Origin of the sequence: Actinomadura napierensis (genome assembly GCF_039529375.1) — a bacterium.
Taxonomy (GTDB): Bacteria; Actinomycetota; Actinomycetes; order Streptosporangiales; family Streptosporangiaceae; genus Spirillospora; species Spirillospora napierensis.
This window is the reverse complement of the sequence record NZ_BAAAMR010000170.1, coordinates 1-14,551: the sequence shown is the minus strand read 5'-3', so window position 1 is coordinate 14,551 and position 14,551 is coordinate 1. Positions and strand designations below refer to the sequence as shown.

Annotated in this window: 14 protein-coding genes, 1 pseudogene and 1 riboswitch; of the genes and pseudogenes, 9 read left to right on the top strand and 6 right to left on the bottom strand. The window is 73.8% G+C overall.

Going from position 1 to position 14,551, the window contains the following annotated elements:
* A partial coding sequence (locus ABD296_RS46315; RefSeq protein WP_344283798.1) for a hypothetical protein occupies nucleotides 1-666 on the top strand: 666 nt, incomplete at its 5' end.
* A gap of 9 nt (nucleotides 667-675) precedes the next feature.
* Here the strand turns inward: ABD296_RS46315 and ABD296_RS46310 are convergent.
* Genes ABD296_RS46310 through ABD296_RS46300 form a run of 3 tightly spaced genes read right to left on the bottom strand, consistent with a single transcriptional unit; the run spans nucleotide 676 to nucleotide 3,954 of the window.
* On the bottom strand, nucleotides 676-1,890 hold the full coding sequence (locus tag ABD296_RS46310) for a hypothetical protein (RefSeq protein WP_344283795.1): 1,215 nt from the start codon (nucleotides 1,888-1,890) through the stop codon (nucleotides 676-678).
* Nucleotides 1,880-3,184 (bottom strand): hypothetical protein, encoded by a 1,305-nt coding sequence (locus tag ABD296_RS46305; protein ID WP_344283793.1) that lies wholly within the window; start codon nucleotides 3,182-3,184, stop codon nucleotides 1,880-1,882. Before ABD296_RS46305 ends, ABD296_RS46310 begins: the two co-directional genes overlap by 11 nt.
* Nucleotides 3,181-3,954, bottom strand: a complete 774-nt coding sequence (locus tag ABD296_RS46300; protein WP_344283791.1) for a hypothetical protein — start codon at nucleotides 3,952-3,954, stop codon at nucleotides 3,181-3,183. Before ABD296_RS46300 ends, ABD296_RS46305 begins: the two co-directional genes overlap by 4 nt.
* Nucleotides 3,955-4,160: 206 nt before the next feature.
* Between ABD296_RS46300 and gap the strand changes: the two genes are divergently transcribed.
* The 5 genes from gap to ABD296_RS46275 all read left to right on the top strand — a co-directional run bounded on the left by gap (nucleotide 4,161) and on the right by ABD296_RS46275 (nucleotide 8,175).
* Nucleotides 4,161-5,168, top strand: a complete 1,008-nt coding sequence (gene gap, locus ABD296_RS46295) for a type I glyceraldehyde-3-phosphate dehydrogenase (RefSeq protein ID WP_344283788.1) — start codon at nucleotides 4,161-4,163, stop codon at nucleotides 5,166-5,168.
* 143 nt (nucleotides 5,169-5,311) lie between these two features.
* On the top strand, nucleotides 5,312-6,499 hold the full coding sequence (locus tag ABD296_RS46290) for a phosphoglycerate kinase (RefSeq protein ID WP_344283785.1): 1,188 nt from the start codon (nucleotides 5,312-5,314) through the stop codon (nucleotides 6,497-6,499).
* Nucleotides 6,500-6,502: 3 nt separating this feature from the next.
* Complete coding sequence (gene tpiA, locus ABD296_RS46285; protein WP_344283782.1) at nucleotides 6,503-7,312, top strand: triose-phosphate isomerase; 810 nt, start codon at nucleotides 6,503-6,505, stop codon at nucleotides 7,310-7,312.
* Nucleotides 7,313-7,475: 163 nt separating this feature from the next.
* The gene (gene secG / locus ABD296_RS46280; protein WP_344283780.1) at nucleotides 7,476-7,718 is read left to right on the top strand and encodes a preprotein translocase subunit SecG; all 243 of its coding nucleotides are present in this window, start codon (nucleotides 7,476-7,478) and stop codon (nucleotides 7,716-7,718) included.
* Nucleotides 7,719-7,800: 82 nt separating this feature from the next.
* A complete protein-coding gene (locus tag ABD296_RS46275) occupies nucleotides 7,801-8,175 on the top strand; it encodes an RNA polymerase-binding protein RbpA (RefSeq protein ID WP_190856304.1) in 375 nt (124 codons plus the stop codon).
* Nucleotides 8,176-8,274: 99 nt separating this feature from the next.
* On the opposite strand, the gene ABD296_RS46270 is transcribed toward ABD296_RS46275, so the two are convergent.
* Nucleotides 8,275-9,960, bottom strand: coding sequence for a substrate-binding and VWA domain-containing protein (locus ABD296_RS46270; RefSeq protein WP_344283772.1), 1,686 nt, complete (start codon nucleotides 9,958-9,960; stop codon nucleotides 8,275-8,277).
* A gap of 220 nt (nucleotides 9,961-10,180) precedes the next feature.
* Here ABD296_RS46270 and ABD296_RS46265 point away from each other — a divergent pair, with 220 nt between their 5' ends.
* From ABD296_RS46265 to glyA, 3 genes and pseudogenes are all read left to right on the top strand, one after another.
* The gene (locus ABD296_RS46265; protein ID WP_344283769.1) at nucleotides 10,181-10,672 is read left to right on the top strand and encodes an Lrp/AsnC family transcriptional regulator; all 492 of its coding nucleotides are present in this window, start codon (nucleotides 10,181-10,183) and stop codon (nucleotides 10,670-10,672) included.
* Between the two features lie 109 nt (nucleotides 10,673-10,781).
* Nucleotides 10,782-11,630 (top strand): annotated as a pseudogene (locus ABD296_RS50770) (DMT family transporter); the annotation flags it as partial.
* 71 nt (nucleotides 11,631-11,701) lie between these two features.
* A riboswitch (ZMP/ZTP riboswitch) is annotated at nucleotides 11,702-11,788 on the top strand.
* A gap of 54 nt (nucleotides 11,789-11,842) precedes the next feature.
* Entirely contained in the window at nucleotides 11,843-13,114 is a 1,272-nt protein-coding gene (gene glyA / locus ABD296_RS46260) for a serine hydroxymethyltransferase (RefSeq protein ID WP_344283766.1), read from the top strand.
* Here glyA and ABD296_RS46255 read toward each other — a convergent pair whose 3' ends face one another.
* A complete protein-coding gene (locus tag ABD296_RS46255; protein ID WP_344283763.1) occupies nucleotides 13,115-13,924 on the bottom strand; it encodes a class I SAM-dependent methyltransferase in 810 nt (269 codons plus the stop codon).
* Nucleotides 13,908-14,551: GNAT family N-acetyltransferase (locus ABD296_RS46250; protein WP_344283760.1), on the bottom strand; the 644-nt coding region annotated here is incomplete at its 5' end. The genes ABD296_RS46255 and ABD296_RS46250, both read right to left, overlap by 17 nt.

The following is a 14,551-nucleotide window of genomic DNA, read 5'->3' as shown; positions in this document are numbered from 1 at the left end:
GGCGCGGCGACGGTCGCCGCGGCGGCCGCCGCGCTCGTGCCCGGCATGGTGATGGACGGCCGCGCCCCTCGGACCGGTCCCGCGGCGCCGGCCGTGACGTCCTATCCCCCCATCGGGTCGCCGGAGCATGCCATTCGGGTGGCGGGGATCTGCCACGGCCGCCTCGACGCACGCGCGGCCGCCTCGGCGCTGCAGAAGGTGGGCGCGCTGCGCATCCCCGGCTGGGACCAGTGGCTGATCGCCACCGGCACCGGCGGTCAGGTCAAGCTGGAGATCGTCCGCTTGGACACCGGGCGGACGAGCTGCCAGACGGTCGCGGGCGGGGGACGGAGCGGAGCCCAACGCATCCCCAATTTCATGCTCGGCCAGGCGCCGCACCCGGTCGAGGCCCGCGCCGGGGAGCCGGTCGCCTGGATCGGCTACAGCACCGACGCCGTCGGAGGCTTCGAGCTGCTGCGCCCGGGCGGCGGCTGGACGCGCGTGACCTGCGACGCCGGGGGAGAGATCGTCTGCGTTCGGCGGCCGGCGATCTCGGGCACGGCACTGGTCTTCGCGACGCGGCCGACCGTTTACCCGAGCCCGGGCCCCGGTATCCGGATCGGCCGCGGTCTGCGGATCCTCGGCCCCACCGGCCGGGTGCTGAAGGGGCGGCCGTACGGCAGCTGACGCCGGCGTTCAGCTCTTGCGGAGGTCGCCTCTGAGGACGCGGTGGATCAGGTCGTCGCGGAGCTGGCCGTAGCCGGTCTCGGCCCAGACGCTGCGGGCCGGGTCGGCCTCGAAGTAGGGGACGTCCCGGCCGTCGCGGCGGTCCATGAGCACGTCGGGGGTCTCGCGGGCGCGCGCCGCGCGGGCGCAGGCGCGGCAGGCGTGCACGTGGAGGCGGCGGCGGGAGCCGAGCGGCCGCCAGTCCAGCTCGGCGGGGCCGTCGCCGTGCAGCGGGTTGAAGAAGCACAGCGGGCTCGGCGGCACCTCGGGCTTCCCTTCGGCGAGCGCATGGGCCGAGGCGAGCGCGTCGCGTCCCTGGTCGAGCAGGACGAGGACTCCGGCGAGGTCGGGGATGTCCTGCGCGGCGTCCAGGGTCTTCGCCGCGGCCTGGTAGGCGTCGAGAGCTCGCGTCATGAGGGCCCCGGCGCGCTCGCCACCGGTGGTCGTCGAGTCGTCCAGCAGTTCGCCGAAGGCGATGACCTCGTGGGACGCCTGCTCGCGCAGCTGGTCCTCGCTCGCCTTGCCGGCGGTGGCGAACACGGTGCGCGGCAGCAGCAGGCCGTCGCCGGCCTCGCGGCGGACGGCGGCCATGCGGCGGCGCCGCCACAGCAGGACGCCCGCGACGGCGGCGACCGCGACGCCGGCACCGCCCGCGGCGAGCGGCAGCACGAGGCCGGTACCGCCGTCCTTCTTCTTCGCCTTCGGGGCCGACGACTTCAGATGCGCCTGGTAATTGCGGTCGATCTCCGCAGATTCCTGCTTGTAGACCTTCGTGGCGGTGCCCGAGATGATCAGGTCGGTGTAGCGGGTGAGCCGCGCCGCGAGGGACGCGCCGTCCAGCGAGTCGTCCCAGTTGACGGCCCAGGCGGCGTCGTCGGCGGCGTGGTCGCCGCCCCACTCGTGCCCCATCAGCTCGTCGGTGGACTCGTGGAAGGTGACGAAGATCCCGTCCCGCCCCAGGCGGCTGTGCACGACCGTCGCGAGCTGCTTGTCGTCGTTCCAGGTGCCGCCCTGGACGAGCGGCACCAGCACGATGTAGGTCGGCACCGGCATCTTCTTGAGCCGGGCCGCGAGGCGCCGCCGGTCCGCGACGGGCAGCGCCGACGCGTACGACGGGTCGACGTAGATCGGGGAGCGGCGCAGCGCGGCGGCGATGCGCGCGCCGGGGGAGGGCTTACTCGACACCGAGGTACTCCATCACGCGTTTGACGAGGTCGTTTCCGCGGGAACCCCACGCCGCGTCCCGCCACACGCCGGGGACCGCGTAATGGGGCGCGAGGCCGTCCGGGCCTTGGACACGCAGGACGCGGTCCGCTATCTCCTTGCCGGACGCGCCGAAGCAGGCCGTGCACACCGGCTGCCGGCGGGGCTTGCCGCCGTCGGCGTCGCCGGGCAGCGGCACGGTCTTGCGGCGGGTGGAGTCGCCGTGCAGCGGGTTCACGAAGCATGGCGGCGGAGGGGCGGTCATCTGCCCGGCGAGGGCACGCCGTCCCTGCCTGGCCAGGACGATCACGCCGACGAGGTCGAGGGCGTGGCCGGGGTCCTCGTCCACGTCGTCGTAGAGGATCTGCGCGGCGTCGAAGGCGGCGAGGGCGAAGGCGCGGCCCCGGTTGCCGGACGCGTCGGGCAGCCGGTCGCGCAGCCGGTCCAGCTCGGCGGACGCGGTGCGTCGCAGCCACCGCTCCGAGGGCTTGGAAGGCGCGCCGGGGTGCGCCTCGGCCTGCGCCGCCAGGCCCGCGACGGCGCCCCGGGACCCGCCGCGGCGGAACCAGCGGCGGCCGGCGGCGGCCGAGCCGATCCCGGCCCAGTACAGCGCGACCGCCGACAGCGGCCCGACGAGGAGGAACCCGCGCAGGAAGTGGCTCTTGACCGTGGGCTTGTCCGGCGTCAGCGGATGATCGTCCTCTTGCCCGAAGGGGACCGGGGGGCTGAGGAGCGCGGGGGACGACGTGGGCGGTGCGGCGGGCGCGGAAGCCCAGGTGTTCACGCGCTTGATCAGCCGGACGGCGAGGCCGCTGAACGGGCGGTGGATATCGGGCGGTTCGTAGTCGGGCAGGCCGTCCTGCCCCACGACGTCCAGGTCGATGTCGCGCGGCACGTTCCAGCCCTGGCCGAGCATGTAGCCGTCTTCGCCGACCATCAGGTAGAGGCCGTCGCGGTGCGTGACGCCGTGCAGCGCGGACAGGAAGGCGTCGTCCTTGCCCTGCGACTCCGAGTCGAGCGGGTTGGGGGCCACCACGACCAGGATCGGGACCGTGACGCGCCGGGCGGCGGCCCTGATCGCCGTGTCGACGCGGGCGCGGTCGGCGGCGCCGAGCGCGACGTCCACGTCCGGGTCGACGAAGAGCGGGTCCTTGGCGAGCGCGGCGGCGACGCGGTCGAGGCGGTGGCCGGAGTAGCGCGGGTCGGGGGCGGCCGAGGCGGGGGCGGGCAACATCGCGAGGGCCGCCGCCGTGACGCCGACTACGACGCGCCTCATCGCTTCCCTCCCCGCCCGGCGGGCCGCTTCGGCTTCTTGCGGACCGGTTTCTTTCCGGGGACGGGCCGCCGCCTGCCGCGGCGTATCCGGCGTCCCGCCAGCAGGCCCAGGACGATCAGGCCGCCGAGCCCGGCGCCGATGCCGAACGCGGTGTCGTTCCTGACGGCGGCCCGGTGGTTGCCGCGGTCGTAGGCGTCCAGCTCCCGCCGGGTCGCGGACTCGGGCCGGGGCGACGGGTGACGGGCCCGCTCCTCGGCGTGGCCGGAGAGGGCGATCTCCACGAACCGGTCGAGGACGCTCAGCAGGCCCGCCTCGTAGGGCAGCTCCGACGTCGCGGCCTGGTAGGCGTGCTCGACGTCGATCCGCCGCGTCCCACCGAACTGCTGCACCTCGCCGAGGGCGCCGCTGGGATCGACGACGAGGTAGACGCCGTCCTTGCCGAGCCGGTCGTGCAGCACGGGCACCAGGGACTCCAGGTCGGACGGGGCCTCGGTGCCGTCGTCCCGGACGCGGGAGGGCAGCGTCACCACGACGTAGGCCGGGACGCCGAGCCGGCCGACCAGCGCCTTGATCTTCCCGGCGGTCCCGGGAGGCAGCAGCCGGGGCACCTGGTCGGTGACGTAGACGGGATCGCGCTTCAGCTGGGCCGTGATGGAGCCGATGCGCGTCTGCGCCGCGGGCGGCTTCGCGGCCGGCGCGGCCGAGGCCGTTGCGGTCAGGCAGCAGGCGATCAACCCCCCGATGACAAGGACGAACCACCCGCGCCGCATGGCGGGAGTCTAGTGATGATCGTCAAATCGGGCGGCGCCGGCGGCTCCCCCGCCCGGGGGAGGGCGCGTCACCCGCGAATCCACCGCCGCCGGTGTCGGGCTACCCGCGGGTCATTGGATAGGGTCGAGAGCGGGGGAGACCCCGGGAGACCGCAGTTGACAGCCTGGTGCCACCGGGCGACACGACGTACGAGGAGAGCCGTTCCGTGACCATCCGAGTAGGCATCAACGGGTTCGGCCGGATCGGCCGCAACTTCTACCGCGCCGTGAAGGCCGGCGGAGCCGACATCGAGATCGTGGCGGTCAACGACCTGACCGACAACGCCACGCTCGCCCAGCTGCTCAAGTACGACAGCATCCTCGGCCGCTTCCCCGAGGACGTGCGCGCCACCGCCGACGAGATCGTCGTCGGCGGCAAGTCGATCAAGGCGTTCGAGGAGCGCGACCCCGCGAACCTCAAGTGGAGCGACGTCGGCGCCGACATCGTCGTCGAGTCCACCGGGTTCTTCACCGACGCCACCAAGGCCAAGGTGCACGCCGACAACGGCGCCAAGAAGGTCATCATCTCGGCCCCGGCCAAGAACGAGGACCTCACCGTCGTCCTGGGCGTCAACGAGGACAAGTACGACCCGGCGAACCACACGGTGATCTCCAACGCCTCCTGCACCACCAACTGCTTGGCCCCGCTGGCGAAGGTCCTGCACGACAACTTCGTCATCGAGAAGGGCCTGATGACGACGATCCACGCCTACACGCAGGACCAGAACCTGCAGGACGCGCCGCACAAGGACCTGCGCCGCGCCCGCGCCGCCGCGCTGAACGTGGTGCCGACCTCCACCGGCGCCGCCAAGGCCATCGGCCTGGTGCTGCCGGAGCTGAACGGCAAGCTGGACGGCTACGCGCTGCGCGTCCCGGTGCCGACCGGCTCGGCCACCGACCTCACCGCGACCCTGTCGCGCGAGGTCACCGCCGCGGAGGTCAACGAGGCGTTCAGGAAGGCCGCCGAGGAGGGCGCGCTCAAGGGCTACCTCACCTACACCGAGGACCCGATCGTCTCCAGCGACATCGTCACCGACCCGTCGTCGTGCATCTTCGACTCCGGGCTGACCAAGGTCATCGGCGACCAGGTGAAGGTCGTCGGCTGGTACGACAACGAGTGGGGCTACTCCAACCGCCTCGTCGACCTCGTGAAGCTCGTCGGCTCGCAGCTCTGAATCCCGACGAAGTCGGCACGGGGGGTGTGGGGGGTCGTCCCCCCTCGGGTGGCACCGCCCTAGGACCAGAGTCCCGTTCCCGCCGTGGCCGCGCCCAGTGCGCGGCCACGGCGGGGCCGTATCCGGAAGGAATCCGCATCCCGATGCGCACCATTGACGATCTGGACGTCGCCGGGCGGAAGGTGCTGGTCCGCGCGGACCTGAACGTCCCGCTGCAGGACGGCCGGATCACCGACGACGGCCGGATCCGGGCCAGCCTGCCCACGATCGAGGCGCTGCGCGACAAGGGCGCCAAGGTCGTCGTCTGCGCCCACCTCGGCCGCCCGAAGGGCGAGGTCAAGTCCGAGTTCTCGCTCGGCCCGGTGGCGATCCGGCTCGGCGAGCTGCTCGGCGTCCGCGTGGTGTTCGCCGACGACGTCGCCGGCGCGTCCGCGCACGCGGCCGTCTCCGGGCTCGGCGACGGCGACGTCGCGCTGCTGGAGAACCTGCGCTTCGAGCCGGGCGAGACCAGCAAGGACGACGCCGAGCGCGGCGCGTTCGCCGACAAGCTGGCCGCTCTCGCCGACGTCTATGTCGGCGACGGGTTCGGCGCGGTGCACCGCAAGCACGCCTCCGTCTACGACGTGCCGAAGCGGCTGCCGCACGCGGCGGGCGACCTGATCGCCACCGAGGTGTCGGTGCTGGAGAAGCTCACCGAGCAGGTCGAGCGGCCCTACGCGGTCGTCCTCGGCGGCTCCAAGGTCTCCGACAAGCTCGGCGTGATCGACAACCTGCTCGGCAAGGCCGACCGCATCCTGATCGGCGGCGGCATGGTCTTCACCTTCCTCAAGGCGCAGGGCCACGAGGTCGGCAACAGCCTGCTGGAGGAGGACCAGCTCGGCACCGTCCGCGAGTACCTGCGGCGCGCCGAGGAGAGCGGCGTGGAGTTCGTGCTCCCGGTGGACGTCGTCGCCGCGACCGCGTTCGCGGCGGACGCCGACCACGAGGTCGTCGCGGCCGACGCGATCCCCGCCGACCGGCTCGGCCTGGACATCGGCCCCGAGTCCGGCAAGCTGTTCGCCGCGCGCCTGGCCGGCGCGAGGACGGTGTTCTGGAACGGCCCGATGGGCGTGTTCGAGATGGAGCCGTACTCGCACGGCACCCGCGCCGTCGCGCAGGGCCTGATCGACTCCGGCGCGTTCACCGTGGTCGGCGGTGGCGACTCCGCCGCGGCCGTCCGGCAGCTCGGCTTCGACGAGGGAGCCTTCTCGCACATCTCGACCGGCGGCGGCGCCAGCCTCGAATACCTCGAGGGCAAGGCGCTGCCCGGCCTGCAGGCACTGGAGGACTGACCGATGGCCCCCGCGACCCCTTCCGGAAAGCAGACCGGCCGCAAGCCGCTGATGGCCGGCAACTGGAAGATGAACAAGAACCACCTGGACGCGATCCTGCTCGTCCAGAAGATGGCGTTCGCGCTGAAGGAGCCCGACTTCGAGGCCGTCGACGTCGTCGTATGCCCGCCGTTCACCGACCTGCGCTCGGTGCAGACGGTGATCGAGGCCGACCGGTACGCCATCCAGTACGGTGCGCAGGACGTCTCGCAGCACGCCTCCGGCGCCTACACCGGCGAGATCGCCGCGTCCATGCTGGCGAAGCTGGGCTGCTCCTACGCGATCGTCGGGCACTCGGAGCGGCGCGAGTACCACGGCGAGGACGACGCGCTCGTCAACGCCAAGGCCAAGGCGGTCCTGGGCGCCGAGATGAACCCGATCATCTGCGTGGGCGAGGGCCTGGAGGTGCGCAAGGCCGGCGCGCACGTCGCGCACGTCCTGGCGCAGATCGACGGGGCGCTGGAGAAGATCCCCGCCGACCAGGTGCGGCGCAGCGTGATCGCCTACGAGCCGGTCTGGGCGATCGGCACCGGCGAGGTCGCCACGCCGCAGGACGCGCAGGAGGTCTGCGCCGCCGTCCGGACCCGGCTCGCCGAGCTGTACGACGGCGGGCTCGCCGACCAGGTGCGCATCCTGTACGGCGGCTCGGTGAAGGGCGACAACATCGCCAAGCTGATGGCGCAGGACGACGTGGACGGCGCGTTGGTCGGTGGTGCCAGCCTCGACCCGGGCGAGTTCGTCAAGATCTGCCGGTACCGGGAGTTCCCGGCCTGATCAAAACTGATCAATTCCGCGTGACATGGGGGTTCTTGCCGAACCAGGCGGTAGTTCGTCGTACCCTTCGTACTGCACGGGTAAACCGCCCGGCTCGATCCTCCGTCCCTACAGACGAGGCCCCGTCTCCCGCGGGGCCTGCCAGAGAAGGCGCTGAAGAACTGTGATCATCGCATCGTCCATCGTGCTCATCGTCACGAGTCTGCTGATGGTGGTCCTCGTCCTGATGCACAAGGGCAAGGGCGGGGGACTGTCCGACATGTTCGGCGGCGGCGTCTCGTCGTCGCTCGGCGGCTCGTCGGTGGTGGAGCGCAACCTGGACCGGCTGACGATCGGCGTCGGGGTGGTCTGGTTCGCCTCGATCATCGTGCTCGGGCTGCTGTTCAAGCACAAGGGCGTCGGCTGAGCCGCCCGTCCAAACACGTTCGAGCGCCGCGCCGTCCTCGGAGGTCCCTGGCGGCCGCGGCACACAAAGCGAGGAGTAGTCCGTGGGTAGTGGCAACGCGATTCGGGGCAGCCGCGTCGGGGCCGGTCCAATGGGGGAGGCGGAGCGCGGCGACGCCGCCCCCCGCGTCTGGGTGACCTTCTACTGCGCCAACCGGCACGAGACGCGCCCCAGCTTCGCGACCGACGTCGCGGTCCCCGAGACGTGGGACTGCCCGCGCTGCGGGTTCCCGGCCGGCCAGGACGCGGAGAACCCTCCGGCGCCGCCGAAGACCGAGCCCTACAAGACGCATCTGGCGTACGTGAAGGAGCGGCGCAGCGACGAGGACGGCGAGGCCATCCTCGAGGAGGCGCTCGCCAAGCTGCGCGAGAAGCGCGCCGCCGTCAAGAGGGCCCTGGAGGCCGCGGGCCGGAGCTGACGCTCCGCCCGCACGGCGACGCCGCGCACCGGTGTCCTGGCCCGGTCCCCGCAGGGGGGTCGGGCCTTCGCCGTCTCGGGGTGCGGTCGGCGCGGCGGCTCAGCAGGAGGGCGCGCAGAGGCGGCGGGCGGTGGCCTCGCCGAAGATCCGCATGATGTCCTGCGGGACGCGGGCGGTGTAGACGCTGCCGCCGGTGGCGTCGGCGAGCCGCCGCAGCTCGGCGGTGTCGACGTCCGGGCCGAAACCGATGACGATGATCTGCACCGGGCGGGTCGCCTCCCGTCCGGCGCGCAGCGCGGCGACCGTGCGGTCCAGGGAGGGGCCGCCGGGGTCGTCGTTGCGGCCGTCGGTGAACAGCAGCACCGTGTTGACCATCTCCGGCCGGTAGGTGCGGCGCATGTACCGGACGGCGGCGAGCACGGTGTCGTACAGGCCGGTCGCGCCGTCCGGTTTCGGGCGCAGCGCCGCCAGCGCGCTGAGGATGCGCTGCCGGCGGGTGACCGAGCCGACCCGGCCGCCGAGCGGGCCCATCGGGACGGTCCGCCGCCAGTCCCGGTCTCCGTCCAGCCGCGTGGAGAAGATCCACTGGCCGAGTTCGGTGTCGTCGGGCTGCAGTGCCAGGCCCTCCTGGGAGGCCTGCGCGATCGCCTGCAGCCGGGTCAGCCGGGTGCCGGGCACCGGCTGCGCCATCGATCCGGAGACGTCGATCACCGACAGCATCCGGGAGCCGAGCGTCAGCCGCGCCCATTCCTGCGCCGTCCGCCGGACGAGGGCGGGTTCGGGGTCGGCGAGGACGGCGGGCCTGGCCGCGGTCAGGCCGGGTGTGCGGCCGAACGCGGCCGGCGCCCGCCCGGCGGGGTCGCGGAAGCCCGCCGAGCGGAGGTGCTCGCGGGCGGTTCCGCCGCGCAGCGCGTGCTCGAACAGCCGCGCGCCGGGACGGTCGTCGAGGATCGCGACCGGATAGTCCAGGGACAGGGTCCCGTCGCGCGGGTAGACGGCCTGGACGGGCTCCGACGGCTCGCGCCGGTCGTGCTCCCACACGGCCTGCTCCGGGACGGCCAGGACGGGCTCAGGCCGCGCCGAGGACCCGGCCAGCGCGCCGAACGCCCGGGTCGCGTCCGGTGCGGTGCTCTCCCGCACCGACCGCGCGAACGCCGCGAACGCCGCGTCGCCCTCGCGTTCCCGCGCGACCAGCAGCGCGGCGAGCCCGGCGCCGGTCCGGGCCGGGTCGGGCAGGACGAGGCCGACCGCCCGGGAGCTCCGCTCGCCGGGTTCGGCCGCGCCCAGCAGGTCCTTCCACGAGCCGGGCGTCCGCGTGGCCCGCGCCGCCGGGACCGCGGCGACGAGAGGCGAGCGGGCTAACGGCCCACCCGCCAGGCGCGGCGGCTTCGCCAGCAGCCGCAGCCACAGCGAGGAGTCCGGTACCCACACGTCCGGGAGGCGCACGCCCGAGCCCCGGGGGATCTGCCCGGACAGCAGCGCCGTGACCCCCGCCGGGCCGGCCGCGCGCACGGTGACCCGCACGCATTTCCCGCCCGCGCGGTGGTCGGCGCCGTTGAAGTCGGCGGCCACCGCGGACACGGCGGGCGCCAGTTCCGGGGCGACGGCCGCGTCGAGCGTCGTCACGCCGCCGGAGCACGACGTGATCGCCGACAGCGCGTACACCGACGTGGCGAGCACCGCCGCGATCGCCATGCACACGACCGCCACGATCGCCACGGTCCGGCGCGTGCGCCGTGTCCGCCGCCGCGCGCGCCGTCCCGTCTCCCGATGCGCCCCGCTCACGATGACCTCGACTCCCCGTTCGGCGGTCCGCCCCGCCGGTCCGTGTGGGCCGCCAATTGTCGGCGCCCCGCCGTCCCGCGGGCATCGGTGAAATCACCAGCCTCCGCAGTCCCGTTTTGGCCATCGGCGGAGCGGCGAATATTCTTCGGGGGAAGGCCGGTTCCGGCGCATGTTCGGGCGCGGGAGTTCGGGACGCGGCGGCGAAGCCGGGAGGGGAACCATGGACGCGGTCGACCAGGCGATCCTGCGGCGGTTGCAGCGGGACGGGCGGCAGACCAACCGGGAACTGGCCGAGGCGGTGGGGATCGCCCCGTCGACGGCGCTGGAGCGCACGCGCGCGCTGCGCTCGCGCGGGATCCTCACCGGCTTCCACGCGGCGGTCGACTTCGAGAGGCTCGGCCGCGGCGTGCAGGCGCTGATCTCGATCCGGATCCGGCCGCAGTCGCGGGAGGCGATCGAGTCGGCGCGCGACAGCATGGCCGCCATGCCGGAGGCCGTCGCCGTCTTCGTCGTCACGGGGAACGAGGATCTCCTCGTCCACGTGGCGGTGCCCAGCACCACGTACCTGCGCGACTTCGTGCTCGACCGGCTGGCCCGCCGCAAGGAGTACGTGGACGTCCGCACCACCGTGGTGTACGACTACGTCCAGCCGAGGGAGCAGGGCGAACTTCCGTCGGCCGAGCGGCGCGACGGGCGAACGCCGTACGCCTGAGGCGACGTCCGGTGCGCCGAAACCGAAGGATTGCCGGAGTGAGGCTGTGGAGCCGAACGAATGACGGCTCACAGCGCAAACTTCCGTACTCTTGCCTAGCTTCGGCTGCATGGGCCGACGAAACATTCCGTCCGGCGCGCTGCTGGTGCTGGCCGCCGGCGTCCTGTGGGGGACGGTGGGTCCGGCGCAGGTGCTGGCCGGTTCGGCGGCGAGCCCGGTGGCGATCGGCGGCGCGCGGATCTTCTCCGGCGGGCTCATCCTCGCCGTGCTGGTGCTCGTGACGGACCGGAAGGCGTTCCGGGCGCTGTCGCGGCGCACCTGGCCGCCGCTGGCCGCCGCGTCCGTCGCCACCGGGGTCTTCCAGGCGTCGTTCTTCAGCGCGGTCGACCGGACGGGCGCCGCGGTCGCGACCGCCGTCGTGTTCGGGCTCGCGCCCGTCTCGACCGGGCTGTGCGAGCGGCTGGTGCTGCGGGCGCGGCTGAGCCGGCGGTGGTGGTGGGGTACGGCCTGCGCGGTCGGCGGCGTTGCGCTGCTGATGGCGCCGGGGCCGGACGTCCATGTCGACCCGCTCGGGGTGGCGCTCAGCCTGGTCGCCGGGGTCTGCTTCGGCGTGTACACGGTGTCGGCGAAGGTGCTGACCGGCCACGAGGTGGGGATGGCGGCGGCGGTGTCGGTGACGCTGCTGGCGGGCGGGTCGGTGCTGCTGCCCTGGACGCTCGCGGACCTGCCGGCGCTCGCCGCGCCGCGGTCGGCGGTCCTGGTGGCGTGGCTCGGGATCGCGGCGACCGCTGCCGCGTACATGTTCTTCGTCACCGGCCTGCACCGCGTCAGCGCGGCGACGGCGGGGACGCTCAGTCTCGCCGAGCCGCTGGTGGCGGCGGTGCTGGCCGTCGCGGTCCTCGGGGAGCGGCTGTCCGTGCAGGCCGCGGCGGGGGCGCTGCTGCTGTTCGGCGGGCTGGCCGTGGTGTCGGTGCCGTCGCGGACCCGGCGGGCGCGGACCCGGCGAGTGCGGGACGCGGCTCGCTATGATGGCGCGAACGCGACTGGCGCAGTCAAGGTGGAGTCGACCACCGGGGAGCGAAACTAGTCCGCACACCGCGCGCCTGGGTGTACGGGTCCCCTTGCCGGGGCGCCCGGAGCGTTCCGGCGCGAAGCAGCGCGGAGGTAGTCGTGCACGAGCCCGCCGTTCCCCATCTGCAGGCCGCGGACCTCGAGATCGCCGGACTGGTCGAGGCGGAGGCCCGCCGCCAGTTCGAGAAGATCCGGCTGATCGCCTCGGAGAACTACGTGTCGGCGGCGGTGCTGGAGGCCGCCGGCACCGTCCTGACCAACAAGTACTCCGAGGGCTACGCCGGCAAGCGGTACTACGAGGGCCAGCAGAACGTCGACCCGATCGAGCTGGCGGCGATCGGCCGGGCCAAGGAGCTGTTCGGCGTCGAGCACGCCAACGTCCAGCCGTACTCCGGGTCGCCCGCCAACCTCGCCGTCTACCTGGCGTTCCTGGACCCCGGCGACCCGGTGATGGGCCTGTCGCTGCCGATGGGCGGCCATCTGACGCACGGCTGGTCGGTGTCGGCGACCGGCAAGTGGTTCTCGCCCGTCCGCTACGAGGTGCGCGCCGACACCGGGCGCGTCGACATGGACGAGGTCCGCGACCTGGCGCTCAAGGAGCGGCCGAAGCTGATCTGGTGCGGCGGGACGGCGGTGCCCCGCACCATCGACTTCCCGGCGTTCGCGGAGATCGCCCGCGAGGTCGGGGCGGTGCTGGCGGCCGACATCGCGCACATCGCGGGCCTGGTCGCGGGCGGCGCGCACCCGTCCCCGGTGGGGCACGCCGACGTGATCACCACGACCACGCACAAGACGCTGCGCGGCCCGCGCGGCGCGATGATCATGTCGACGGCCGAGCACGCCATGGCGGTCGACAAGGCGGTGTTCCCCGGCCTGCAGGGCGGCCCGCACAACCACACCACGGCCGCGATCGCCGCCGCGCTGAAGGAGGCGGCGGCGCCGGACTTCTCCCGGTACGCCCGCCAGGTCGTCGCGAACGCCAAGGCCCTCGCGGCGGCGCTGCTGGAGCGCGGCTACGACCTGATCTCCGGCGGGACCGACAACCACCTCATCCTGATCGACCTGACGAACAAGGGCGTCGCCGGCAAGCCCGCCGCGCAGGCCCTGGACCGCGCCGGCATCGAGCTGAACTACAACGCGGTCCCGTTCGACCCGCGCAAGCCGTTCGACCCGTCCGGGCTGCGGCTCGGCACCGGCGCGATCACCACCCGCGGGCTGGACGAGGCGCGGATGCCGCAGATCGCGGCCTGGATCGACGAGGTCGTGCGGGCGGCCGCCGGGCAGGACGAGGCGGTGGTCGAGCGGGTCGCGGGCGAGGTCCGCGAGATGCTGGCCGGCTACCCGATGCCGGGCTGGGCGACCGCCCCCTGATCAGGCGGCGCTGATCGACGAGGGGCGCAGGAGCGTGATCATGCGCCAGGCTTCGGGATCGGTGAGGGCCACCGCGTCCGCGCCGGTCCCGAAGTCGCCGTACCGGGCGGCGACGTCCAGCCCGCCGGCGAGCCGGATGGCGGCGTCGAGCTCGGTCGCGGTCCAGAACCGGTAGGGCACGACGTCCTCGATGACGCGGGTCGCGCCGTCCGCCTCGATCGTCATCGTCACGTGGTCGTCGGCGATCTGGGTGACCGGGTCGAGCAGGTCGGTCGGCTCGCCCCACCGGACCGTGGCGTGCACGCCGTCGCGCTCGACCGTCCAGCCGGTGCTGACGGTCGGGTCGTCCGACAGCCGGTCGCGCGGGTGCGACATCTCGATCACGTACAGGCCGCCGGGTGCCAGGTGCGCGGCGACCCGGCGCAGGTGCGCGACGAACGCGTCCAGCGTCATCAGGTGGGACGTGGAGTCCAGCATGGTCAGGACGAGGTCGAACCGGCGGCCCAGGTCGAATGTCGTCATGTCGTCCTGGACGACCTCGACCGCCACCCCTGCGCGCCGGGCCTCGCGCGCCGCGTACGCGCACATCGCCGGGCTCAGGTCGAGCGCGGTCGCGGCCAGGCCGAGCCGGGCCAGCTCGCGGGCGTGCTCGGCGGGCCCGGCGGCCCGCTCCAGCACCGTCCGGACGGGGCCGGCCGCGTCCGGACGGTGCTCGGCGCACCAGCCGAGCACCGCGCCGGTCTCGGCGGCCACGTCGCGGAACGAGCAGGCCAGCTCGTAGGCCCAGGGGTCGTCATAGATGCCGGTCACCCCGCCATCCTGCCAGCGCGCCCGGGTCGGGGCGGCCGTCCGCGCGCAGCCTGATCTCCACGATGTGGGGCTCGTCGGTGCGCCGCGTCCGGCCGCCGAGCGAGGTCAGCAGCCGCCGCATCCGCGCGTTCTCGCTCAGCGCGGTCGCGCGCAGCTCCACCAGGCCGCGCTCGCGGGCCAGCGCCACCAGCAGCTCGGCGAGCGCCCGGCCGAGGCCCCGGCCCTGCCAGGCGTCCTCGACCAGGAACGCCAGTTCCGCGACGCCCGGGTCGAGGACGTGGATCAGGTGCGCGAGGGCGAGCAGCGACCCGTCCGGGCCCTCGGCGACGAGCGTGAGGCCGCGCGCCGGGTCGCAGAACCGCGCGATCGCGCGCGGCGGCGGGTACGGCTTCGGGCTGAAGTAGCGCATCCGGCGGCTGTCGAGGGAGCACCGCTCGTGCAGGGAGCGGACCGCGTCGGCGTCGCGCGGCTCGATGGGCCGGACGGTCACCCGCGTGCCGTCGCGCAGCGGCACGGCGCGGGACGCCGGGTGCAGCGGCCCGGCGGGCAGCGCCGCCCGGACCAGCGCGTCGGGGCGCGCCGCCTCGGTGGTGGTGGACGGGAGGCCGGAACGCCGCAGGCGGACGG

Coding starts and splice junctions, on each gene's coding strand:
- ABD296_RS46305 (WP_344283793.1), bottom strand. CDS start 3,184: ATGAGGCGCGTCGTAGTCGGCGTCACGGCGGCGGCCCTCGCGATGTTG.
- ABD296_RS46300 (WP_344283791.1), bottom strand. CDS start 3,954: ATGCGGCGCGGGTGGTTCGTCCTTGTCATCGGGGGGTTGATCGCCTGC.
- ABD296_RS46290 (WP_344283785.1), top strand. CDS start 5,312: ATGCGCACCATTGACGATCTGGACGTCGCCGGGCGGAAGGTGCTGGTC.
- tpiA (WP_344283782.1), top strand. CDS start 6,503: ATGGCCCCCGCGACCCCTTCCGGAAAGCAGACCGGCCGCAAGCCGCTG.
- ABD296_RS46265 (WP_344283769.1), top strand. CDS start 10,181: ATGGACGCGGTCGACCAGGCGATCCTGCGGCGGTTGCAGCGGGACGGG.